Consider the following 24658-nt stretch of genomic DNA (forward strand, 5'->3'; position numbering starts at 1 on the left):
TTGGAGAGACCGGTCTCATGGTTGCATCCACCTCGAGGTGGATGAGGATGCCCGAGAAGTGGACAAGAATGTCGGCTGGTCGGCTCCCGGCGGGGAGCCCTGCCATCCTCTATCGCATCACCAACCTCCCATCACCTACCGTCTGAGGAGCGTTCATGCCGTCGGTCTCGTCCACCACGACTCCCCCGGACGCACCCGAGATCGCGCCCTGCCCGGCGTCCTCCTCCGCCCCATCACCGTCATCCTCGCCGGCGGCCCCCGCGCCGCAGCCCTCGCGTCTGCACACCTACGCACACCGAGGCTGGCGGGCCGTACGCGCCTGGCTGGCCCCAGCGCCGGCAGCGACCACCTGCGCCGCACTGACCCTCATCATCGGGATCGTCCTCCTGCCCTGGGGGCCCCAGGGGCAGATCGCCCTGTCCGCCTACATCCACCGGCCCCAGCGGGTGTGGACCCTGTTGACCGCCTGGGCGGTCCCCGGTCACCTGTTGCCGCTGAGCGGCAGCCTCATGCTGCTGTCCATCGGCGTGCTGCTGGAGCGGCTCCTGGGCACACGACGGTGGCTGGCCACCGCCGCCGTGTCCTCCGCCGGGGGGATCGTCCTGGCTCAGGCGCTCTACCCCCTCATCGGTCGCGTGTGGGACGCCTGGTCGCCCTACCTCATCCACGCCCCGATCCAGGGCATCAGCCTGCCCACCGCCGGCCTGGTGGCGGCCTCCACCAGCGTCATGCGCCCGTCCTGGCGGCGTCGCACGCGTCTGGCGATGTTCGCCGTCCTCGTCGTCTCGGCCGCGGTGACCGGAACCGTGGGCGCCCTGGCCCGACTCGGAGCCGGCGTCATCGGCCTCATCATGGGCATCATCCTGGAACGCGGGCAGCAGACGGCTCCCTCCCAGGAGCTGCCCCGGCGCGTGGAGCGCGAGCTCGTGGCCTTCCTGGTGGCCTGCTGGGCCGTGAGCTGCGCCCTGGCGGTGGTGAGCAACGCCGCCGGCCCCCTGGCCGATGCCCGCTACGGGCTCACCCCAGCCATCCTGCCCAAGGACGCCGTCATCTACCCCGTCGAGCAGCTCCTGATGTGCATGCCGGCACTCCTGCAGCTGGTCCTGGCCGACGGTCTGCGCCGTGGGCGCCGCTCAGCGGCCCAGGGCACCATCGCCCTGCAGATATTCCTGGGGATGTGCGCGGCCCTGTTCGCCCTGGTGGAGAAGATCGGCGAGCAGTCGCCCGAGTCCGGTCCCACCACGGCCCGGCTCCTGGACAGCTGGCTGCGCTCGGGGCACCTGCTGGTTCCGCTGCTGCTCAACATCGTGGTCATCAGCCTCGTCGTGTGGACAAGAAGCCGATTCACCCTGGGGTCGCGCCCCGGCGTCATTCGCCGCGCCGTCATCGCCTGGGCCCTGACCCTCCTGGGCGGGGCGGCCCTGACCGTCGTCGGGGGCCTGCTCATGTCTCAGAACTTCTCCCCCTACGCGACCTGGCCCGCCCTGCTGGAGACCTACGTGTCCTACCTGCTGCCCGTGAGTACCGGCGGCATCGTGGGTCTGATCGTCGAGCCCCTGACCCCCGTGGCCTACCTGCTCACCGCCTGGGTACCGGTCCTGGTGTGGCTCCTGACGATCCTGTGGGTGTGGCTGGCCCAGTCCGCTCCCGCCCGCACCCAGGTCTCCGACCGGGAGGAGCTCGTTAACCTTGTGCGCAGCCGCGGCGCCGGGACCCTGGGGTGGATGCTCACCTGGGAGGGCAACGAGGCCTGGGTCAACGAGGCGGGTACGGCCGGCTTCTCCTACCGGCCCAGCCGCGACGTCGCCCTGACGGTCGGGGACCCCGCCGCAGACGACACCGATGTGGACCAGGCGGTGCGGGACTTCGCCGACTTCGCCACCGACGCCGGACTCATCCCGGCCCTGTACTCGGTGCACGCCCCGGCGATGGAGGCCGCCCGCGCCATGGGCTGGACGATCCTGCAGGTGGCCGAGGAGGCCGTCCTGGACCTGCCGGACCTGGCCTTCCGCGGCAAGGCGTACCAGGACGTGCGCACCGCCCTCAACCACGCCAACAAGGAGGGCATTGAGGCGGTGTGGACCACCTTCCGCGACTGCCCGGCCGGCCGGCGGGACCAGATCCGGGCCATCTCCCAGGCCTGGGCCAGTGATAAGCCGCTGCCGGAGATGGGCTTCACCCTGGGCGGCCTGGCCGAGCTCGACGACGCCGAGACGCGCCTGCTGCTGGCCGTCGACGCCGACGGCACCGTCCACGGCGTCACCTCCTGGCTGCCGGTCTATCGAGACGGACGCGTCATCGGCCTGACCCTGGACTTCATGCGACGCCGCGAAGGCGGTTTCCGCCCCGTCATGGAGTACCTCATCGGGCGCGCCGCCCAGGACGCCCAGGCCGAGGGCCTGGAGATCCTCTCCCTGTCCGGGGCGCCGCTGACCCGCTCCGCCCCGGCCGACGGCGGCGCCTCCTCGCCCTTCGACCGGCTCCTGAACCTGCTGGCCTCCGTGCTGGAGCCGGCCTACGGCTTCGGCTCCCTGCACGCCTACAAGCGCAAGTTCAAGCCGCGGGCGGTGCCCATGTACCTGGCGGTTCCCGACCTGGTGGATCTGCCCACGGTGGGGATCGCCATCGCCCGGGCCTACCTGCCCGACCTCAAGCCCTCCCAGACGGCGCGCTTCGCCCAGGTGCTCATGAACCGGGACTGAGGCCGGAGCCCACGACCAGGACCACGGCGCGGGCCGCGCAGTACAGACGCCGGAGCCGGCCGGCTCATCCCTCAGGGGGTTGAGTCGACCGGCTCCAGGGTGGTGCGGCCTCTCAGCGCGTCCCGGGCCTGCTCGGGTCTAGTCGGCCTTGTCCTCGACGGCTGCGCGCCCGGCCTCCAGGCGGGCCACCGGCACCCGGAAGGGCGAGCAGGAGACGTAGTTCAGGCCCACCCGGTGGAAGAAGCCGATGGACTCGGGGTCCCCGCCGTGCTCGCCGCACACGCCCATCTTCATCGTCGGCTTGGTGGAGCGGCCGCCCTCGACCCCCAGGCGCACCATGCCGCCCACGCCGTCGGTGTCGATGGTCTCGAAGGGGGAGACCCCGAAGATGCCGTCGTCGGTGTAGTGGCCCACGAAGGAGCCCTCGACGTCGTCGCGTGAGAAGCCCCAGGTGGTCTGGGTCAGGTCGTTGGTGCCGAAGGAGAAGAAGTCGGCCTCCTCGGCGACGTGGGCGGAGGTGACGGCAGCGCGCGGCAGCTCGATCATGCAGCCCACCGGGAAGTCGAGGGCGTAGCCGGAGGCCTGGGAGACCTCCTGCAGCACGTGCTCCACGCGCTCGCGCGCCAGCTGGAGCTCACGCACCGATCCGATGAGCGGGATCATGATCTCGGGGTGCGGGTCGCCGCCGGCCTTGAGGCGCTCGACGGCGGCCTCGGCGATGGCGCGCACCTGGAGCTCGATGAGGCCCGGCATGGTCAGCAGCAGGCGGACCCCGCGCAGGCCGAGCATCGGGTTGGCCTCGTGGCTCTTGCGCACCACGGCCAGGAGCTCCTCGTCGGCCGGGTCCAGCTCGCCACGCTCGCGGTCCACGGCCACCTTGACGCTCAGCTCGGTCAGGTCCGGCAGGAACTCGTGCAGCGGCGGGTCGATGAGGCGCACCGTCATGGGCTTGCCGTTCATCGTCTCGAACATCTGGATGAAGTCGCCCTTCTGCAGCGGCAGGAGGGCGGCCAGGGCGGCCTCGCGCTCGACCTCGGAGGAGGCCAGGATGAGGTTCTGGACGAACTGCTTGCGCTCGCCCAGGAACATGTGCTCGGTGCGGCACAGGCCCACGCCCTGGGCGCCGCGGTGGATGGCGTGGCGGGCGTCGTCGGGGGTGTCGGCGTTGGCGCGCACCTCCAGGCGGCGAACCTCATCGGCGTGGCCCATGAGGCGGTCCACGGCGGTGACGAGCTCGCGGGTGTCGTCGTCACCGGCCGCCTTGAGCGCCTCGTCCAGGCCTCGGCGCAGGTAGGTCATGACCGGGGAGTCGACGACGCCGACCTCGCCGAGGAAGACCTCGCCGGTGGTGCCGTCGATGGCGATGATGTCCTCACTGGTGAGGACCTCATCGCGCCCCGCGATGCGCAGGGTCTTGGCGGCGGAGTCGACCTCGAGGGCCTCGGCGCCGCACACGCAGGTCTTGCCCATGCCGCGGGCGACGACGGCGGCGTGGCTGGTCTTGCCGCCGCGGGCCGTGAGCACGCCGGCGGCCGCGACCATGCCGGGCAGGTCGTCGGGGTTGGTCTCGCGGCGCACGAGGATGACGGAGTCGCCCTTCTCGGCACGGGAGACGGCCTCGTCGTTGTCGAAGGCGATGTAGCCCACGGCGGCGCCCGGGGAGGCGGCCATGGCGCGGGTGAGCAGGTCGCGGCTGGAGTCGTCGTCGAACTGGGGGAACATCAGCTGGGTGAGCTGCTCGCCGGAGACGCGCGTGAGGGCCTCGTCCATGGTGATGAGCTTTTCGTCGACGAGCTGGGTGGCCACACGGAAGGCGGCCGCGGCGGTGCGCTTGCCCACGCGGGTCTGGAGCATCCACAGCTTGCCGCGCTCGATGGTGAACTCGATGTCGCACAGGTCGCGGTAGTGGGTCTCCAGGCGGCGCATGATGGAGCGCAGCTCGTCGTAGGAGGCCTTGTCCAGGCGCTCGAGGTCGGCCAGGGACAGGGTGTTGCGGATACCGGCGACGACGTCCTCGCCCTGGGCGTTGACGAGGTAGTCGCCGTAGACGCCAGTGCGCCCGGTGGAGGGGTCGCGGGTGAAGCACACGCCGGTGCCGGAGGTCTCCCCCATGTTGCCGAACACCATGGTGCACACGTTGACCGCGGTGCCCAAGTCGTGCGGGATCTTCTCGCGGCGGCGGTAGATGTGGGCGCGCTCGGTGTTCCAGGAGCGGAAGACGGCCTCGGTGGCCATGTCCAGCTGGGAGCGGGGGTCCTGCGGGAAGTCGATGCCGGCGTGCTCCTTGACGATGGCCTTGTACTCCTCCACCAGCTCCTGGAGGGCGTCCACGGGGAGCTCATAGTCCATGGAGACCCCCCGCGCGTCCTTCTTGGCGTCCAGGGCGTCGGAGAAGTGGTCGCCGTCGATGTCCAGGACGGTCTTGCCGAACATTTGGATGAGGCGGCGGTAGGAGTCCCAGGCGAAGCGCTCGTCGGAGCTGGCGGCGGCCAGGCCCTTGACGGAGACGTCGTTGAGGCCGATGTTGAGGACGGTCTCCATCATGCCGGGCATGGAGAACTTGGCGCCGCTTCGCACCGAGACGAGCAGGGGGTCCTCGGCGGCGCCGAGCTCGCGCCCCAGCTCCTCCTCGACTCCACGCAGAGCGGTAGTGACCTGGACCGAGAGCTCCTCAGGGACCTCGCCGCTGGCCAGGTAGGCGCGACAGGCGTCGGTGGTGATGGTGAAGCCGGGGGGAACGGGGAGAGCCAGCCGGGTCATCTCCGCCAGGTTCGCTCCCTTGCCACCCAGGAGATCCTTCTGGTCCTTGTCACCCTCGCTGAAGCGGTACACGTACTTGGGCATCCTTGCCTCTTTCGGTTCTTGTGGAACTAGGGACTCCGTGCACGCGCAGGCGCACGCGAAGCACTCTATGTGACTTCGGTCCCATGTTGCAGGTGACTCATCCAGCCGCGAACAGGGCTGCGCCGGCCGGCCCGAGGGCTTAAGGGCGCAGCGCCAACAGGCCGGTGTGTCCCGGCAGGGTGATGCGGGTGGACAGGGGCTCGCCGTCGGGCGCCCCGGTGGGGCCGGGCAGGACCAGGCCGGCGGGCAGCTCCAGCGTCGCCTTCTCCTCCCCGCTGAGCACGACGGCAGCCAGGCCGCCCTCGAACTCGCGCACCCAGGCTCCTGAGGTCCTCCGGGGCCGTCCCAGCGGGCGCCCCAGGTCGGCGTCGAGGGCGGAGAACCAGGCAGTGCGGGAGTAGTCGTCGTGACCGGTGGCAGCGTAGGCGCCCTCCCCCGCCCCGAAGACCCAGAAGGCCGCCAGTCCGTAGAGGCCCGGGGAGCGGCGGGCGCCGGCCATGGAGCCGCCTCCCCCGCCGTCGGGGGTGCGCACGATGGACAGGCCCGGCCCGCGCAGGACCCCGAGACGCCGAACCACCGGCACCCGCTCACCCCGACCACGCCCTCACACACGAAGAACCTCAAAACATAGCGGCGGATGCCCGCCACACTTCCGCGTGGCGGGCATCCGCCGCCGGTCCGATCGCGCAGGATCCGACGCGTGCGTCCGACGTCTATCCGGCGACTAGGGAACGACGACGAGGACGTCGCACTTCGACTTGCGGAGCACCTGGACGGAGACGGCTCCGAAGATGCGGCCGAACAGCGAATCGACGCCTTTGGATCCGACGATGACGAGGTCCGCCTCGGTCTCCAAGGTGACGAGGGTGACGGCATCGACCGCCGTGCCCTCGACGACGACGCCCTGGGCGAGGGCGACGCCGCGCTCAACGGCGGTATCACGCGCCTTCTCGACGACGGCGTAGGCCTGGTCCTCGGTGAGCCCGACCCGCACATCGGCGACGGGGGCAAACTCGTTGATGCGAGCCTTGTCCCGCGCCGAGACGGGGTCGAAGCCGGCGACGAGGAGAAGAGCGGCGTCGCACAGGCGAGCCATCTCGCAGGCGCGATCGATGACGTGGGTGTTCGCCTCGACATCGCCGACTCCGGCGACAATGGTGGTATAGGTCACGGATGACATCCTTTCGTGGGGCACCCGGTCAGGCCACGGCAGTCTCAGTGGCGGACACGGCGGCGGCGCGCACCCGCGGGTCCGCGTCCTTGACGGTGTCGATCCACTCGATGAGCAGACCGGCGATGACGAGGAAGACTGCGACGAAGAGCATGGCGTTGACCGGGTGATCGCCGAGCAGGTGCTTGTAAATGGGACCGAAGGTGAGGGTCTGGATGAACTGGGGGATGACGATCATCATATTGATAACGCCCATGTAGACGCCTCGGCGCTCCTTGCGGATCATCTCAATGGCCATGATGTAGGGTACGCCCGTAATAGAAGCCCAGGCCACACCAATGCCGATCATGGGCAGGTAGAGGACCGCGGTGTGGCCGGGGCTGCCGATGCGGGTGAGCAGGACCAGGCAGACGGCGGCGAGGCACAGCGCCGCGGTGTGGACGTGCTTGGGGCCGATGCGGTTGGACAGTCGCGCCAGGAAGAGGGCGACGACCGTGCAGGAGACGTAGTAGGCGACCATGAGCCCGGTGGCGAAGCCGGAGGCGTTGTTGAAGGCCTCGGTCTTGGCGTACCCCGGGTCGGACAGGTTCACGCCGAAGTAGGTGACGGCGCACATGAGGCCCAGGTACTGCCAGAAGACGTTCATGGCGTACCACTGGAAGAGGTAGACCAGGGCCATCTTCTTCAGGCCGCGGGGCATCTCGACGATGGCGACGCCGATGTCCTTGACGAAGCCGAAGGGGCCCTCCTCCCGCTTCTTGCGCTCGAGCTCGACCAAGCCCTCCGGCGTGGGCGGCAGCTCCTTGGTGGAGAGCACCGAGATGAGCACCGAGCCGATGGAGCACACCGAGCCCACCATGAAGGCGCCGAAGACCCAGTAGGGGATGCCGGCGGCGGTGGCGCCCGCCAGGGTCTTCTCCAGAACGACGAGGGTCCCGGCGGCCAGGGCCGAGCCGGCGCCGATGAACAGGGACTGGGCGAGGAAGCCCTTGGCGAGCTGCTTGGAGGGCAGGCGGTCGCCGATGAAGGCCCGGTAGGGCTCCATGGCCGTGTTGTTCGAGGCGTCCAGCAGCCACAGGCACAGAACCGCCATCCACACGGCGGTGACGAAGGGCATGAGGAACAGGAACACGGAGCAGCCGACGGCCCCGATCAGGAAGAAGGGCTTACGGCGTCCCCACTTCTCGCTCCAGGTCCGGTCCGAGAGCGCCCCGATGAGCGGTTGGACGAGCAGGCCGGTGACGGGTCCGGCCAGATTGAGGATGGGGATCTCATCAGCGGAAGCCCCGAGGAACTGGTAGATGGGCGACATGGCGTTCTGCTGCATGCCGAAGGAGTACTGGATGCCGAAGAATCCGACGTTCATCAGCAGGATCTGAGCAGTGCTCATCATGGGCTTGTGCGCGATGTCCGCCGCGCTATTCTGGGAAGTCTGTGCCATAGGTCATCCTTGTCCTGGGCCCTGTGGAACTCTGTCGACGCCGCCCGAGACGGACGCCGCACTTCCTGCCCGAGAGAACGCCGTACGGGACGGCGGGGATCTCAGGAAGTCAAGCAGGTCAATGATCCACCCAACATGACTAACGTTTGACAGGTCTTTAGTCCCATTATCGGATCTCGCACGAGCCGGACCGGGTCATGACTCAGGCACGCAGGGCAATCATCCCACGATGCGCGCTGAGGCGCACCTCCAGAGCCAGCGCCTCACCGTCCGGGTCCCCGGTGGGCCCCGGTGACCTGAGGCCCGCCGGGAGACGCACGGTGCCGCCTCCCTCCTCGCCGAGCGCGACGGCGGCCACTCCGCCCTCGAACTCGCGCACCCAGGCGCCCGAGGTCCTCCGGGGCCGTCCCAGCGGGCGCCCCAGGTCGGCGTCGAGGGCGGGGAACCAGGGAGTGCGCGAGTAGTCGTCGTGACCGGTGGCCGTGTAGGCGCCCTCCCCTCCCCCGAAGACCCAGAAGGCCGCCAGCCCGTAGAGGCCGGGGGACGTGCGGGCACCGGACATGGAGCCGCCGCCCCCGCCGTCGGGCGTGCGCACGATGGACAGGCCCGGCCCTCGCAGCTCGTGAATCTGGGCCAGGGCCGTGGCCTCATCGAAGAGGTGATGGTCCCCCCAGCCCAGCCAGCACTCGTCGAAGCCACCACCCCAGGCCGAGTGGCGCTCCCAGCGGCCGGGTTCCCGGCGGGCCTCGGCCACGTTGGGGATGAGGATCTTGCCGACGCCGTTGAGGCCGGCACCGGCCTGGTCCACGAAGATGTTCAGCTCGGCGCGCAGGGCGGCGGTGTCGGCGATTCCGTCCAGGGGGAGGTCCAGGCCGTAGTAGTCGTCGAAGACGTCGTTGTCCGCCATGACGCCGTCGAAGGCGGTCTCAGCGGTGGCCTGGCAGACCTCCTCCACCCAGCGGGCGCGGTAGTCGGGGTCCCACACGCGGGCCTGGAAGTGGCCGGGGTAGGTGTTCCACTCGACCAGGTCGCCGTTGTCACGCCTGGCGAGCCAGCCGCGGCGTCGGGCCTCGCGGTAGGACAGCCCGGAGGCGCGCATGGAGTCCGGCTCGAAGTCTCGCGTGGAGGACAGGCACCGGTAGGCCAGGACCGTCATGTCCGGTCGCGCCTCCTTGAGGCGGGCTGCTGCCTCGGTCTCCCAGGGCTGGAGGATCGCGGCCCGGTAGTGGGCGATCGCGAAGTCCAGCTCCCCGGGCTCGAGCGGGTTTCCGTAACGGATCCAGGCGCCGACGCCGCCGGTGCTGCTCCTCATGCTCCTCCTCGGTCGGCGCGGGTACCGGTCTGCTCGCCGGCACCGCCCTGACGGTAGATCTTGTTGTAGGAGGCGTTGACCTTGACCAGGTCGTAGGCCGCCTCCACGCGGCCGCGGGCGTTGAGGCTCAGGCGCTCGTAGAGATCGACGTCGCTGATGACCTCCTGGACCTTGTCCGCCATGACGGCGGGGTCACCGGGCTCGATGATGATGCCGCAGGGGTCCCAGGTCTCCCCCTCGTCGGTGACGATCATGTCCTCGACGACGGAGCGCACGGCGCCGACGTCGGTGCTCACCGTGGGGATGCCGGCGCCCATGGTCTCCAGGGAGACGACCGGCAGGCCCTCGTTGTAGCTGGGCAGGACGAACAGGTCGAACTCGGGCAGGAGCTCACGGACCTTGACGGTGCCGCGGATGGTGATGACGCTCTCCAGGCCCTGCTCGACGATGCGGGTGAGGCACTGCTCGAAGTAGGAGGGCATGTGCTCGGTCGGCCCGCACACGTCCAGGTGGATGTTCAGGCCCCGGTCCACCATGAGGCGCACCGAGTCGATCATGTCCAGCAGCCCCTTGATGGGTACGACGCGGGCGATGTACACCAGCTTCCACAGGTGCTTGTCCGCGCCCTCCTTCTTAATCTCCTCGATGGCGGCCAGGCGCGCGGCGTAGGAGGCGTCGAACTCCTTGGTGACAATGCCGTTGGGGATGACGATGGCGCGCCCGGCGTCGCCGCCGAGCTCATTGGCCTCGGTGATGGCCCGCGGGTAGAGGTAGGTGGAGGCGTAGGCGTAGGGGTAGCACAGGCGCCCCATCTCCAGCCACCAGGCCATCCACATGCGCTCGCGCCCGGTGACGTCGAAGGTGCGGTAGTCGGTGAGCTTGACGTTGAGGTCCAGCCTGCGTTCCAGGAGGGTGTTGACGGTGTCGCGCACGTAGAGGTTGTGCTCGGTCAGCAGCACCTTGGTGCCGTGCTCACGGGCGGCGTTGACGCCGAGCAGCATGGCGTAGCCGGTGGTGTGGGCGTGGTAGACCTGGGCGCGCGGGACGGGCTCGGCCAGGACCGCGTAGGCCAGGGAGAAGAAGTCGCGCAGGCACCAGAAGATGTCGGTCATCGACATCCCCAGGTCCGGCATCATGTCGTGGTAGGCCTCCATGAACTCGCGCGTGCCCAGGATCGCCCAGACCGGGTATCGACGTGAGGCACTCAGGCCCTCGCTGATGATGTCCCACAGCGGCTCGGTCCGGCCGTCCTGGGCCAGGGCGAGCAGGGCGCCCAGGATGCGCCGGGACAGCTCGCGGCGCTGGCGGCGGTTCATGCGCAGGTCGCGCGGGCGGGCGCGCAGGAAGTCCTCCTGGTGCTCCTCCATGGACAGGTAGAGGACCTTCACCCAGGCGACATTGTCCGGCATGCCGTAGAGGTCCTTGAGCGGCGAGTGGGAGTCCCAGGTGATGTGGATGATCCCGAAGGTGAGGTCCGGGTTGCCGGTGATGATGTCGTGGACCACCGCGGAGACCCCGCCCTTGAGATAGGGGTAGGTGGACTCCATGACGATGGCGACATCGACGTCGACGTACACGCCGTCCTCAGGGACGCCGTCGGGCAGGGCCTGGGGATCCGGCTCCGGCTCGGACTCCTCGGGCGATAGCGCGATCTCGGCCGCCCCGGCCGGAGCATCCTCCGTCTCCTCCTCGTCCTCGCCGGTCTGCTGGGACAGGGGAATGGCGGCGGCGTGGGAGGCGGCCGAGGCCACGGACTCCCAGGCGATGGCGGGGGGAGCCGACGGGGTCGAGAAAACCTCTCGCGCTTCGTTGTCGGAGGCGCCGGGACCGTCGGAGCCGGTGACCGGGGCGGTATGCCCCGGCAGGATCGGTGCCGTCTCCTGGAAGGGGCCGGCAGCGGTGGGCGAGGGCTCGGCAGCCCCATCGTCCCTCTCCGCGAAGGGCTCATCGGGAGCCGACGGCGCGGCCGGGGTATCCGGGGAGGCGGTGGGTTTGGGGAAAGCCGCGGGAGCCGGGGATGCCACAGGCCTTGGGGAGGCAGCGGGCCTTGCAGGGGCGACAGGCTCGGGGGAGGCCGCTGAAGCCGCGGGGGCGGAACGCACGGTCCCGAAGATCGGGGAGTCCAGGACCTGGGCATCGCCTGGGGAGGCGGGAGGCTCCGGGGTCCTGGGCCGCGGCTGGACCAGGCCGTAGCCGGCTGGGGCCGGGGTCTGCACGACGCCGTAGATCGGCACCGCGGGCACCTCAGGAGTGGAGGCCGATCCGCTCGAGGAGGGCGTGGCGTGGGCGGCCGCCGCCCTGGAGGGCGCGGGGGCCGCGGCATCGGCCTGTTCCGGAGTGCCGGCCGACGCCGTCGCGGCTGAGGGCTCGACCCGTTGCCGGTCGTGATCGGCTCGCCACCCTCTGGAGGCCTCGGGCGCAGCCGGGGCACTGTGCGCGCTGCGGGCAGTGACGGCGCTGGGTGCCGAGGGACCGCTCGGGGCACTGGCCCCACCCGTGGTGACGACGACGCCGTAACCATCGGGGCCGACCTTGATCCTGGGGCCGGTCTCCTGGCCCCGGTCGCCGATGCCGGGGGCGTCGTCGGGACTGGGCATCGGGGCGTAGCCGCCGGCAGGAGCCGAGTAGCGCAGCGGGAGGCTCTCCAGGCGGGCACGGAAGGAGGATGACGAGCTCACCAGGACATGGCCTTTCCCCAGAAGAAGGAGTACTCGGGCGCGGCCCACCGCTTGCGGTAGAGCAGCAGCCCCAGCGCGCACAGCACCAGGTCGACGCCGGCCAGCGGCAGATAGGCGACGGCGTCGGCCAGCTTCAGCAGCAGGGCCGCGGCGATCGCCACGTGGATGCCGGACAGGAGCAGGGCGGTGGTCGAGTCGCCGACATGGTCGATCTCGTAGCTCAGGAGCGTCAGCACCGTGAACAGGGTCGAGGAGAGGCACACCTCGAGGACCAGCGGGACCTGCTCGGGGGACATGAGCGCCATGGAGCACACGACGACGATGACACCGGCGACCCCGACGACGCAGGCGCGAATGAGGCTGGCGTCCAGCAGCCGTCGCAATGTGCGCCCACGATCGCGCAGGCTGGCCATGCCCTCACGCTTGAGAACCGTCTGGAACAGGGCGATCTCGGTGTTGACCCGCGGCGCTGTGACCGCGAAGTAGTAGCAGTAGGCGACGACGGCGGGCTGGAGGCACAGGTAGACCAGCGCCACGTCGAAGTCGCGACCGGCGCCCAGGAAGAGGAAGAACTTGTCCGACCACAGCACTCCCCCCAGGATCGCACCGCGGAGCATGTCCTGCACGAGGATGCCGGTGGCGACCCCGCGGGGCCGCAGAATCCTGCCCAGGGAGCGCCCCATGGACAGGAACTGACTGAGGGCTCCCACCAGCGGAGGCAGGTACCACCAGGTGGGCTCGGCGACGAGTGCGACGGCGTAGCAGAGCCAACCCACCGACCACAGGCGGCGTCGTCCGGCGACGTCGGCGACGATGAGCGACTGGACGAAGACGACGTGCAGGAGGAGCAGGGCGGTGTGGACGCCCAGGACGTGCAGGTTCCAGCCGGTCACGGCGGCCACGATGAGGATCTCCAGTGCCGTGGGGACCAGCGCCCACAGGAACAGCGCCGGCCAGATGGAGCAGTAGCGCTCCAGCACCGCCCGCGGACCGCGACCGATGGAGTCGCCCAGGAGGCGGTAGACGGGGGTGCCGATGATCTGGCTGAGCCAGGGCACCGCCACCGACACGCTCAGCACGATGACCGGCAGACCCGTACCGCTCACCGTGCTGGCGGCCATCTTCTGGGAGACAACGGGGAAGCTCAGACCCAGCAGGATCGCCGGGGACATTCCCAGGAGCATCGCCGCGCCCCAGTGCCAGCGGGCCCCCGGGGCGATGCCGCCGCGCTTGAGCGCCCGGGTGGGTGGCGCCGTGACCAGCCCCAGGCCGATGAGGACAGTAACGACCAGAACACCGATGGTGACCTCCACCGGCCAGCCGATCCAGGGCAGCACCGCTGTCACCACGCCGACGACCCCCAGGGTCGCAGCAGCGTTAGCGGTCCGCAGGCGCGGGAAACGATGCTGGTGGAAATGTCGCGGTTCGTATCTGAGTTGGGTCATGGGAGTAGCGGCACCAAGAATCCGTGAGCACGCACGGGCGATCCGAGCCGGACATTCGGGCACCGCGGTCGAGGAGCGCCACGGCGGTCTGAATGAGGGCGGACAGGTACGGACAGTGAGGACGAGTAGGGGCTAAGACGGTTGAGACGGCCCCGCGCTGCGCGGGGTGACGACACCGACCGACCATGTCCGAGGGACGACTTTCGACGGATCGTCACTCAACTGTATCCGGCAGAGGACAGACATGAGACAGCCAAGCCAAACTCCCAGAACATTCTCTTGCTTCACCCAGATTTCATTCAATTTTCATTCCCTTGCTTCTCCACGGCGGCAGCCTCAGACCCCGTGCATATTCACAATTCCGAACCAAGCCCCGCAAACTCTTGCGCCCAAGATAATGGTCGCCACCTGGAAAAATGGAGGCCGAGGCAATGCGGCCCCACTTCCTCTCCCGTGATTCACACCAACGCGTCTTGCAGGCCGAGGCGCCCGCCGTGCAGCGACAACGATGGGCCGCAACCCCAGCGGGGTTGCGGCCCATCGTATGGAACTGATAAGGGGACTTGAGGCCGCCGGGGCGGCACTCGCGCCCCAGCGACCTCAGTAGGACCCGGCCTGAAGGCCCCGGGATCAGCGCCCGGGCTCAGCGGCCGGTGAGGCGCCGCCGTCGCGACTGATCGGCGTCGAGGAGATGCGCAGAGGGCTGGAGACCCCTCCCCCACCGCCGGCCGCAGCATCCTCGGCCTCACGCAGCGCGGCGACCTCGGCCTCGCCCTGCTCCCAGGGCTCGCCACGGAAGATGAACTCGCCCAGGATGGACTCACCCTCGGCGTCGACGATGACCTTCTGCCCCCGCTCGATCTCCCCGAAGAGGATCTTCTCGCTCAGGGCGTCCTCGATGTCGCGCTGGATGGCACGGCGCAGCGGACGGGCACCGAGCACCGGGTCGAAGCCGCGCTCGGCCAGGAGATCCTTGGCGGCCTCGGTCAGCTCGATGGTCATCTGCTGCTCGGCCAGGCGCTTGTCGAGGCGCACGATCATGAGGTCGACGATCTGGCGCACCTCCTCCTTGGTCAGCTGCGGGAAGACGATGAGGTCGTCGACGCGGTTGAGGAACTCGGGCCGGAACTGCTGCTTGAGCTCACGGTTGACGTGGGACTTCATCTCCTCGTAGTCCATGGCACCGGACTCGGTGGACTGGAAGCCGGTGGCCACCGACTTGCCGATGTCCTTGGAGCCGAGGTTGGTGGTCATGATGATGACGGTGTTCTTGAAGTCGACCACGCGGCCCTGGGCGTCGGAGAGGTGTCCGTCCTCCAGGATCTGCAGCAGGGAGTTGAAGATGTCCGGGTGGGCCTTCTCGACCTCGTCGAACAGGACCACGGAGAAGGGCCGGCGGCGCACCTTCTCGGTGAGCTGTCCGCCCTCGTCGTAGCCGACGTAGCCGGGAGGGGCGCCGAAGAGGCGCGAGACCGTGTGCTTCTCGGCGAACTCGGACATGTCGAGCTGGATGAGGGCGTCCTCGTCGTCGAACAGGAACTCCGCCAGGGCCTTGGCCAGCTCGGTCTTACCGACACCGGTGGGGCCGGCGAAGATGAAGGAGCCGCCGGGGCGCTTGGGGTCCTTCAGGCCGGCACGGGTGCGGCGGATCGACTTCGACAGGGCCTCGATGGCCTTGTTCTGGCCGATGATGCGCTTGTGGAGCTCGGCCTCCATATTGAGGAGCTTGGCGGACTCGGCCTCGGTCAGCTTGACCACCGGGATGCCGGTGGACATGGCCAGGACCTCGGCGATGAGTGCCTCATCGACCTCGGCGACCTGGTCGAGGTCGCCGGACTTCCAGGCCTTCTCCTTGGCGGCCCGCTCGTCGGCCAGGCGACGCTCGTCGTCACGCAGGGAGGCGGCGCGCTCGAAGTCCTGGTCGTCGATGGCGGACTCCTTCTCCCGCTTGACCTGGGCGATCTGCTCGTCGATCTCGCGCAGCTCGGGCGGAGCCGTCATGCGGCGGATGCGCAGGCGGGCGCCGGCCTCGTCAACCAGGTCGATGGCCTTGTCCGGCAGGAAGCGGTCGTTGATGTAGCGGTCCGCGAGCTTGGCGGCGGCCTCGATGGCCTCGTCGGTGATGACGATGCGGTGGAAGGCCTCGTAGCGGTCTCGCAGGCCGGTGAGGATCCCGATGGTCTCCTCGATGCTGGGCTGGTCGACGGTCACCGGCTGGAAGCGGCGCTCCAGGGCGGCGTCCTTCTCGATCTTGCGGTACTCGTCCAGGGTGGTGGCCCCGATGGTCTGGAGCTCGCCGCGGGCCAGCATGGGCTTGAGGATGGAGGCGGCGTCGACGGCGCCCTCGGCGGCGCCGGCACCGACGAGGGTGTGGATCTCGTCGATGAACAGGACGATGTCGCCGCGGGTGCGCACCTCCTTGAGGACCTTCTTGAGGCGCTCCTCGAAGTCGCCGCGGTAGCGCGATCCGGCCACGAGCGAGCCCATGTCCAGGGAGTAGAGCTGCTTGTCCCGCAGGGTCTCGGGGACGTCGCCGTGGACGATGGCCTGGCTCAGGCCCTCGACGACGGCGGTCTTGCCCACGCCCGGCTCCCCGATGAGGACGGGGTTGTTCTTGGTACGCCGGGAGAGGACCTGCATGACCCTCTCCATCTCCTTCTTGCGGCCGATGACCGGGTCCAACTTGCCCTCGCGGGCGGCGGCCGTGAGGTTGCGGCCGAACTGGTCCAGGATGGCGCTGCCCGAGGGCGTGCCCTCCTTGGAAGGGCCGCCGGCATTGACGGTCTCCTTGCCCTCGTAACCGGAGAGCATCTGCATGACGGTCTGGCGCACACTGGACAGGTCCCCGCCGAGGTTGGTCAGGACCTGGGCGGCCACGCCCTCGCCCTCGCGCAGCAGGCCGAGCAGCAGGTGCTCGGTGCCGATGTAGTTGTGTCCGAGCTGGAGGGCCTCGCGCATGGAGAGCTCGAAGACCTTCTTGCCGCGAGGCGTGAAGGGGATGTGACCGGTGGGGGCGGACTGCCCCTCGCCGATGATCTCAATGACCTGGCTGCGCACGGCGTCCAGGGAGATGTCCATGGACTCCAGGGCCTTGGCGGCCACCCCCTCGCCCTCGTGGATGAGGCCGAGGAGGAGGTGCTCGGTGCCGATGTAGTTGTGGTTCAGGGCCCGCGCCTCGTCCTGCGCGAGCACGACGACGCGACGGGCGCGGTCGGTAAAGCGTTCAAACATCAGTAATTCCTCCTCGGCACGCGCTCAGTGCGGGACCGCTCGTCCGGTGGTGGCGAGGGATGTCGCAGCGCCGGGGAGAGATGGCGCTGAGAGCACGTGCTGACAAGGCTAACCAGGCCGACGCCTGGGCCATGCCCCTGTTCGCGGTAGGCGTGAGTAAGCCTTGAGCCGGGTCGACTCAAGATGCGGAGCCGCACGCTTGGGCGCACGCACATACCCTGGTGGACACGGAGACAGTTCCAGCGAGGACAAGGAAGGAAAGTACCCATGGCAACGACCACTCGGACCGTCGTCGGACAGCTCAGTGAGGTGGTCCCGTTCCTTGAGGCCGGAGTACTGGGCCGGTCCCGCTCGGCCTCCGCAGAGGCGGCTGTGGACCTGGGGACCTCCGCCGGAGGTATAGCGGTCAGAGGTTACGAACGCTTCAGCATGATGGGGAACAACCGTGTGGGAATGTCCGTCACCGCTATCCAGGACGGGCCCTACGTTCACATCGTCGGGATCACTCTGGGTGGCAGTCAGGCGGTGTTCCTCAAGCTCAACACCATCGGCGAGGAGGAGTTCCTGGCCACCCTCAACTCCACGATCTCCCAGTGGGAGGAGGAACACCCCGACGGATGAGGGAGCACCTCGCCAACCAGCCCGACCCGGCCGACCAGAGCCCCTGCTCTCGCCCCGTCGCAGTCGCAGGGCAGGTCTCGCGTTCACGCCCTCTGCCCCTCGAACGCGTGCCCGCAGGTACGAACTCGCGGGGTCGCGGCCGAGGTGAAGAGCCCGGGACGCAGCGACGCGGCTCAGTCCAGCTCGAGCAGGCCACGGCGCAGCGCCTCGGTGACGGCGGCCGTGCGCGAGTCGACGCCGAGCTTGGCGTAGGCGCGCAGCAGATGGGTCTTGACGGCGACCTCGGTGATGTAGAGCTCGGCATCGATCTGGCTGTTGGACAGTCCGCGTGAAGCCACCTGGAGCACCTGCCTCTCACGTGGGGACAGAGTCACCGGCGTCTCTGTCCAGAGCGTCGCCGCAGTGGGAGCGACCGACGCAGCACCAGTAGTCCAGCCCGCTGGAGTGCTCCACCTGGCCCGTCCATCCGAGTGATGGCCTCGCAAACACCTGATATAGTCACGGATGGGTCATCACAATAGGCTCATGCCTCCCATGCCCGATACCGACGACAACGGCACCGATCAGCCCGGCATCGATCCCAGCAACCAGCCAGGCGCAGCCGCCTTCAGCGACGAGACCTCGAAAGAGCCGGACACGGGGGAAACCGAGGACAGCGCCGACCACGATGCCACTGAGGCCAGCCAGGCCGCGACCGACACCGGCGACAGCGAGGGCGAACCCTTCCCACCGCGCGGTGTCCTCACCCTGCGCGCCCTGCGCTGGGGCGGACTCATCGGCGGCGTCGTGTTCGCAGTGACCACTCTGGTGCTGCGCCGGGGGCTCGTTGGTACTGGCGACCTGATCCCGGACAAGGTCTCAGCACTGACAATCTGCATGATCGTCGGAGGGATACTGGCCTGGCCGTCCCTCACCTTAAGGGACAAGAAGCGCCCCGTCCTGGTGACGATCCTGACCACGATCATGGCGGCCCTGGGCGTGATGACCTCAGCATCCCTGATACTGGCGTGGTGGGACACCTACCAGGAGACAGGATTCTCCGTCCTGTTCCTCCTTACCCTGACTGGAGTGGCGCTCTCAGCCACGCTCTTCCTGAGCATCGGACCACTCCTGCACTACCTGCGCAGCACCGCGGTAGGTAGCAGCGATCCCGATGACCCGAGCCGCTGGGCTCCTCTCCAGCGCAAGACGGGAGAGAAGACCGACAAGGGACTCCCCCGGTACGAGCGCGTGCGGGTACCTCGCCGCACGCGCAGGTACCTCGCGGCCCTGGTCATTGCCCCAGCACTGACACTTGGTTCCGTCATCGCGGGAACATGGGCACTCATTAACCCGGTCCACCATGTCATCGCCAAGGCCACCGCCGACGTCTCACTAGCGCCACCCACGTCGCTGGCGCCGAAGGCCTCCTGGAGTAAGGAGATATCCTCCACCGAGCTGACCACCGCCGCGGGCGCCGGCGGCCCCATTTTCCTCACCGACGACGGCATCATGGCGCTCAACTCCAAGGACGGCAGCGTCCTGTGGAGCTACGAGCGCAAGCGCGCCACATTCGCCCCCAACAGCCACTCCGACAGCCCTAAACTCATCACCAGTCCTGACAGGAAGTACGTGGCCACTCGAATCAAGTTACCCAGATTCGTTGCATCTCCTCAAGAGGGCGAAGCCGCTATCACCCTGGTCTTCGATTCTCTGACCGGCAGAATCGTCTTCGAGCATCAGAGTACCGCCGGCGATCTTCAGCTGACCGATTCCGCAGTCCTCGACGAGGATACTGCCTTCTCACTGACCGACGGGGCCAAGATGTGGACTCTCCCGGAGAGGTCCGGCATGTACTACTCCGGTCCTGCCGGACACGCCTCATTCATCCTGGACTACGACGAGGACCACACTGCCGAAGTTACCCCGTCCGGAGTGAAGAAGGCAGCAATAACCATTACGGTCTGCCCTCAGAACGATCCCACCGCCGAGGTCGAAGTTCAACAAATCCTGTCAGAATTTACCTTCGAGGAAGGGGTCGTCAACAATTTCAGTTCCTTCATCGAAGGCTGGGGTGCCCGCTACACCGGCAAGATTGATTCCTCGGGTAGCCCCATAGCTGAAGCGATCAGCCTGGACGCACTGGCCAAGGTCAACAGCGCCGACACCACAACCTTCTCCCTAGGAGCGACCTCGGGGATCAATACGGAGGCATCGCGCCTCTCAGACAGCATCGTCACCTACCCCGCTATCACTGCGGACGCAGCTTTCAAGCGTCCCCACGAAAATACACGGGCCGAGGCAGTCTTCGACCCCTCCACTCGCACAGTCACCCCGGCGTCACAGGATCGGAGCCTCGCCAGTGCGCGCACTGGGATCGTTGAAGTATCAGCCGACGACGGCTCCACCTTCGCGACACTCGTCATTCGTCCCGGTGACGACTCACCCGGCACCACCATTCCCATCACACCTGGTTCCACATTCCAGTCACCCCGCGAACTGGCAGACTACTTCAACACACCGGCCCAGCCGCTATTCTCCAGAGGCGTCGACTCCTATAGACGAGTAAAGGCCATACGGACGCCTGGCGCCACCATCGTTACCCTCAACACAACTAGCATAGGTTACGGACACTGCAGTGCCGGAGCAAAGGATGACGGCCAGAGATGCCGAGATACCTATCGGATCTTCGGAGTCGCAGGAGGACAGGAATGAGAGTCGCACATCCTCTGAGTCCCCGCACGTCCTCCATGCTCCGGCGACTGTCAGCACTCACCGCAACTGTGACGCTCGCGCTCACCATCGGTTCATGCAACATTGGGGAGGACACTCAAAGACTCGTCGTCTCCTCCCTCAATGAGCAGGAAGCAGATGCTGCCAAGCCGAAGGATTCAAGTAGCGACATGGACAATAGACCATTGTCAACCGCCAGTGGCGCCGTCACCATGAACACATCATACGTAGCCGGAAGGATAGGCTTCACTTCCGGAGGACTGACGACCACCGTGGTGAGTCGAGATCCTTCCACCGATAAGTTCCAGTGGGCGGTTTCCATCAAGCCCGAAGTCACGGACCAAGAGAGAACTGAATACAGAAATAGCGCCCAAAACCCGCTTCACAAACACACGGGACGGTCATCGGCGGGAAGCTCTGTCGTCAGTCCTGACGGACGCCACCTGTCATTGATCCTCCTTCCCGCCGAGCAGCAGGCGGGAGAGACGGCAGCCGATCAACGCACGCATATCGTTGTCCTTGACACCAAGACTGGCAAGACGGTCAGGGACGACACAGTCTCCGGGATCATCCTGGGGCAGGCCCTCACCAACAGTACCCTCGCCGTCGAGACCGCTCAGAACTACTTCCCGGCCGGCTCCGGGAAGGGAACCATCAACATCTTCTCCCTGACAAACACGAGCGCTCGACCCTCCTCCGTCCCCAGCGACAAGTGGCTGGTGGGTGCCACCGGCGAGAACCTCATGCTCACACCCAACCTCCTCCCAGACAACTGCTTCGATAGATGCTGGCTGACGACCATCTCCCTCACCAGCATCGATGGGTCCACGACCGAGAGTGTCTCCGGAGCTACTGCGGTCTACCCCGGCGGCTGGATCCGCCGGTTCGCAAACCCCAAAGCAGCCAGCGATTTTCAGCAACGCTCGAAGGCGGCATCAGAGGACGAGCGGAAGTCACTCAGTCCCTCCCGGGAGGCAGTTGAACAGCAACTCGTCAATCCCAGCATCAAGAAGACAATCGATATCACCGGAAAAACCGTTCTTGAACGCGGCGTATCCACCGGCCCCGGACTGCTCGTCAAACAGGACGTCCCCAACAGGAAGGGCTCCACGGAGTCCAAGCCCGCCTTCTGGCTCAGCGCCACCGATGACGGCCACCCGCACACCGAGAACCTCGAGCAGTTCAAGGACGAATGAGGCGCGGGCCGGCGGGCCAGTCTCCTGTCACCGGAACCTTGAGGCGCACAGCATCCTGCTGCCACCGCGAGCAACCTCGGCTCTCTCGCCTCGCTCGTCAGGCTGTGCTTATCCGAAGTGCTGCTCGACTGCGGCAATGTCCCCGTAGGAGGCCTGCGCCCCCACTGAGGTCGTCGCGAAGGCGGAGACGGCCGAGGCCGCACGTGCCGCCTCCCTGAGTCCGGCGCCTGCAGCGAGGGCCGCCAGCAGCGTGCCCAGGAAGGAGTCGCCGGCTCCGGTCGTGTCCACGACATCGGCCGAGAAGGGATCGATCGGGGTGATCTCCTCCCCCTCGATCACCATCGACCCGCGGCCCCCCAGAGTCACCACCGCGGAGGGGATCCCCATCGCGGCCAGTCTCCTTGCACAATCGCCCCAGTCTGTGGCGTCGTCGCCTCGCTCGAGCTCCGGCTCAGCCGCTGTCTCAGGCATGCCCTGCTTCAGCATGTCGGCGAGCTCATGCTCGTTGACGACCAGGACGTCAATGGCCTCCAGGAGCCCGGCGGACAGGACGGGGTGGAACGGAGAGTTGTTGAAGACAACGCGGGTGCCGGCGTCGTGGGCGATGCGGGCCGCAGCCTCCACCGCGTCGGGGCTGACCTCCATGCACAGCCCCAGCACTCGGGCCTCGCCGATGACGCCGCGGTGCCGCTGCGCCGTGGAGACATCCACCTTTCCGTTCGCTCCGGGAGACACCACGATGGTGTTGTCCCCGGTGGAGTCCACGGTGATGATTGCGGTGCCGGTGGCCACGTCCTCGCGCTGGACCGCATCAGTGTCCACGCCGGCGCGCTGGAGGGACTCGATGAGCAGGTCGCCATGACCGTCCCCTCCGACGACCCCGATCATCCTCACGCGAGCGCCAAGAAGACCGGCCTGAACCGCCTGGTTCGCCGACTTGCCTCCCGGCAGGATCACGAGGTCCTCGCCGCTGATCGTCTCGCCGGGCTTGGGGAAGCGCTCCGTTCGGACCGTCAGGTCAGCGTTGAGCGACCCGAAGACGGCGACCTCGCCGGATACGTCACCCAGGACGGCTCGTACACCAGCCCCCATTCCCGATTCCTCTCTGCGATGCAGCACGGATACACGCCCCATCACACCACACCTCTCCGAGAGGCAGCACTACCGCCGGCCCTGACCGCGGGTCGGCGCAGGCTCGTGCGGTGGGTCGCCGTCCGGCAGGCATCCACCAGGACGTCAATGGCCAGCGGCCGGGGCTGCTCGGCGCGAGTGACCACTTCGACGCGCCGCTGCTCGCGGGCCAGCGGCCGCACCTGGACCCCCTCGTGCCGGTAGGCGCTCAGCGCCATCCCGGGCAGCAGGGCCGCCCCCACCCCGGCGGCGACGAGCGCCTGCACGGCCACGTAGTCGTCGGAGGCGTAGGCGGTCTCGGGCGTGAAGCCGTTGGCCCGCCCCACGGCGATGAGCTCCTCGTGGCAGCGCGCGCAGCCGGTCACCCACCGGCACTGGGCGCCGTCGGCGATGCGCGTGATGCCGCCGGGGTGGGTGACGAGATAGAGGACGTCGTCGAGCAGGTGCTCGGCCTGAAGCCCCTCACCGGCGTCGTCGTCGATGTAGGAGAAGGACAGCGCCGCGTCCACTCGCCCGCGCCGCAGCGCGTCGAGGGCCTCGGGCGGCTCGGCGTCGACGAGCTCGACCTCCAGGCCCGGATACTGCTGGCCGACGACGTCGAGCACCCCCGGCACCAGGGAGGCCACCGCGGAGGGGAAGGCGGCCAGCCGCACCCGCCCCGACTCCGCCTGCGCCATGGAGACGACCTCGCGCTCGGTGCGATCCAGCAGGTCGAGGACCTCCTGGCCCCGGATCGCCAGCGCCCGGCCCTCCTCGGTGAGCCGCACCCCGCGTCCGGCCCGTGTCAGCAGTACTGCGCCGGTTGCGCAAGACAGGGCGGCGAGCTGGTGGGAGACGGTGGACTGGCTGAACCCCAGGGACTCGGCGGCCGCGGAGACGGTTCCAAGGCGGGAGAGCTCCACGAGGGCCCGCAGCTGCTGCACATCGATCACGCCACCAAGTATGTCTTAAATCGATGGGTATTCGTCAAAACATTCATTGGACCGATACTCCGGTCGCCCTCATCATGGAGCCATGACCGCGACCGACACCCTGCCCCAGGCACCCGCCACGACCCGGACCATTCTCGACTTCGACGCCGTCCTGCGTACCTACGAGGCCGTCTCGCGGGCCCTGCCCGAGACTCCCGCCTGGTCCTACCCACTGCTCAACGCCGAGGCCGGGGTGGAGGTCGTGGTCAAGCACGAGAACATCCAGCCCACTGGCGCCTTCAAGGTCCGCGGCGGGGTGGCGCTCATGGCATCGCTCAGCCCCGAGGAGCGCCGCCGCGGCGTCGTGACCGCGTCCACCGGCAACCACGCCCAGTCCCTGGCCTGGGCCGGCGCCCGCAGCGAGGTCCCTGTCACCGTCGTCGTCCCGGTGGGCGCGCCCGCCCGCAAGGTGGCCGCGGTGCGCGCCCTGGGCGCCCGCGTCGTCGTGGAGGGCGAGACGATGTGCGAGTCGCTCGCCCACGCGGAGACCCTCGCCCTGAGCGAGGGGATGCGCATGGTCTCCCCCGGGGATGAGCCGGCCATCGTGCTCGGGCACGCCACCGTCTACCTCGAGCTCTTCCGCCGCCACCCGGGCCTGCGGGCCGTCTACGCGCCGGTCGGCTCGGGCTCCGGGGCCGCCGGCGCCTGCCTCGTGCGCGACGTCTTGGCCCCCGAGTGCCGGGTCATCGGTGTCCAGTCCAGCGCCGCTCCGGCCGCGCACCGCGCCTGGACGTCCGGGGAGCCGACCACCGTCCACAGTCGCACCCGCGTGGCGGGACTGGCCGTCGGGGCGAGCTTCGCCCTCACCCAGTCCGTGCTGGGCCGCAGCCTCAACGACTTCATCCTGGTCGATGACGACGCGATCCAGCGCGCCGTCGGCCTCATGTCCACCCACGCCCACACCCTGGCCGAGGGCGCCGGGGCCGCGAGCCTGGCCGGACTCATGGCCGACCCCGCCCGCCAAGGACCCTGTGCGATCGTCTGCACCGGCGGCAACGCCGACGACCACGAGCTCGCCGGCATCTCCGCCACCGACACCACCGTCGGCACTGACGCCACCCTCAACTGCTGAACCCGTCCACCCCATACCTGACAGCCGGTTGGGGAATACTCCCCGTTGAGCCGGGACTGCCGGCCGAGTGACACTCGAGTGAGGGCCGGGAAGCGCAGTCGGGGGCGCATACCCGGCCCTCCCCCGTGCGC

Annotated in this window: 16 protein-coding genes; 5 read left to right on the forward strand and 11 right to left on the reverse strand. The window is 68.4% G+C overall.

The window, feature by feature from the left end:
- Positions 1-155 precede the first annotated feature (155 nt).
- The gene (locus RIV12_RS06215; RefSeq protein ID WP_309322842.1) at positions 156-2702 is read left to right on the forward strand and encodes a bifunctional lysylphosphatidylglycerol flippase/synthetase MprF; all 2547 of its coding nucleotides are present in this window, start codon (positions 156-158) and stop codon (positions 2700-2702) included.
- A gap of 138 nt (positions 2703-2840) precedes the next feature.
- Here the strand turns inward: RIV12_RS06215 and ppdK are convergent, their stop codons facing one another.
- From ppdK to RIV12_RS06255, 8 genes are all read right to left on the reverse strand, one after another.
- Positions 2841-5546: a pyruvate, phosphate dikinase gene (gene ppdK, locus RIV12_RS06220; RefSeq protein WP_309322843.1), complete on the reverse strand. Its 2706-nt coding sequence runs from the start codon at positions 5544-5546 to the stop codon at positions 2841-2843.
- Positions 5547-5685: 139 nt separating this feature from the next.
- Positions 5686-6123 carry a putative glycoside hydrolase gene (locus RIV12_RS06225; RefSeq protein ID WP_225792351.1) on the reverse strand — a complete coding sequence of 146 codons (438 nt, stop codon included), beginning with the start codon at positions 6121-6123 and terminating at the stop codon, positions 5686-5688.
- A gap of 147 nt (positions 6124-6270) precedes the next feature.
- Entirely contained in the window at positions 6271-6717 is a 447-nt protein-coding gene (locus RIV12_RS06230) for a universal stress protein (protein WP_009234307.1), read from the reverse strand.
- Between the two features lie 28 nt (positions 6718-6745).
- On the reverse strand, positions 6746-8158 hold the full coding sequence (locus tag RIV12_RS06235; protein WP_009395377.1) for an MFS transporter: 1413 nt from the start codon (positions 8156-8158) through the stop codon (positions 6746-6748).
- 202 nt (positions 8159-8360) lie between these two features.
- The gene (locus RIV12_RS06240) at positions 8361-9470 is read right to left on the reverse strand and encodes a putative glycoside hydrolase (protein WP_060957342.1); all 1110 of its coding nucleotides are present in this window, start codon (positions 9468-9470) and stop codon (positions 8361-8363) included.
- Positions 9467-12148 carry a GT4 family glycosyltransferase PelF gene (pelF, locus tag RIV12_RS06245; protein WP_309322844.1) on the reverse strand — a complete coding sequence of 894 codons (2682 nt, stop codon included), beginning with the start codon at positions 12146-12148 and terminating at the stop codon, positions 9467-9469. The genes RIV12_RS06240 and pelF overlap by 4 nt, the downstream gene beginning before the upstream one ends.
- On the reverse strand, positions 12145-13593 hold the full coding sequence (locus RIV12_RS06250; RefSeq protein ID WP_075418452.1) for a hypothetical protein: 1449 nt from the start codon (positions 13591-13593) through the stop codon (positions 12145-12147). The genes pelF and RIV12_RS06250 overlap by 4 nt, the downstream gene beginning before the upstream one ends.
- Before the next feature lie 630 nt (positions 13594-14223).
- Complete coding sequence (locus RIV12_RS06255; RefSeq protein WP_075418451.1) at positions 14224-16824, reverse strand: ATP-dependent Clp protease ATP-binding subunit; 2601 nt, start codon at positions 16822-16824, stop codon at positions 14224-14226.
- A gap of 267 nt (positions 16825-17091) precedes the next feature.
- Here RIV12_RS06255 and RIV12_RS06260 point away from each other — a divergent pair, with 267 nt between their 5' ends.
- Positions 17092-17445: a DUF6054 family protein gene (locus tag RIV12_RS06260; protein ID WP_075418450.1), complete on the forward strand. Its 354-nt coding sequence runs from the start codon at positions 17092-17094 to the stop codon at positions 17443-17445.
- A gap of 173 nt (positions 17446-17618) precedes the next feature.
- On the opposite strand, the gene RIV12_RS06265 is transcribed toward RIV12_RS06260, so the two are convergent.
- On the reverse strand, positions 17619-17819 hold the full coding sequence (locus RIV12_RS06265) for a LuxR C-terminal-related transcriptional regulator (protein WP_075418449.1): 201 nt from the start codon (positions 17817-17819) through the stop codon (positions 17619-17621).
- Positions 17820-17970: 151 nt separating this feature from the next.
- On the opposite strand from RIV12_RS06265, the gene RIV12_RS06270 reads away from it, so the two are divergent.
- The gene (locus RIV12_RS06270) at positions 17971-20139 is read left to right on the forward strand and encodes an MFS transporter (protein ID WP_309322845.1); all 2169 of its coding nucleotides are present in this window, start codon (positions 17971-17973) and stop codon (positions 20137-20139) included.
- Positions 20136-21353 (forward strand): hypothetical protein, encoded by a 1218-nt coding sequence (locus tag RIV12_RS06275; RefSeq protein ID WP_309322846.1) that lies wholly within the window; start codon positions 20136-20138, stop codon positions 21351-21353. The genes RIV12_RS06270 and RIV12_RS06275 overlap by 4 nt, the downstream gene beginning before the upstream one ends.
- A gap of 108 nt (positions 21354-21461) precedes the next feature.
- Here RIV12_RS06275 and RIV12_RS06280 read toward each other — a convergent pair whose 3' ends face one another.
- Both RIV12_RS06280 and RIV12_RS06285 read right to left on the reverse strand, forming a co-directional pair.
- Positions 21462-22445 carry a ribokinase gene (locus RIV12_RS06280; protein WP_309322847.1) on the reverse strand — a complete coding sequence of 328 codons (984 nt, stop codon included), beginning with the start codon at positions 22443-22445 and terminating at the stop codon, positions 21462-21464.
- 41 nt (positions 22446-22486) lie between these two features.
- A complete protein-coding gene (locus RIV12_RS06285; RefSeq protein WP_309322848.1) occupies positions 22487-23416 on the reverse strand; it encodes a LysR family transcriptional regulator in 930 nt (309 codons plus the stop codon).
- A gap of 82 nt (positions 23417-23498) precedes the next feature.
- Between RIV12_RS06285 and RIV12_RS06290 the strand changes: the two genes are divergently transcribed.
- Positions 23499-24527, forward strand: a complete 1029-nt coding sequence (locus RIV12_RS06290) for a threonine ammonia-lyase (RefSeq protein ID WP_309322849.1) — start codon at positions 23499-23501, stop codon at positions 24525-24527.
- Positions 24528-24658 lie beyond the last annotated feature (131 nt).

The organism is Actinomyces stomatis, from assembly GCF_031292835.1.
Classification (GTDB): Bacteria; Actinomycetota; Actinomycetes; order Actinomycetales; family Actinomycetaceae; genus Actinomyces; species Actinomyces stomatis.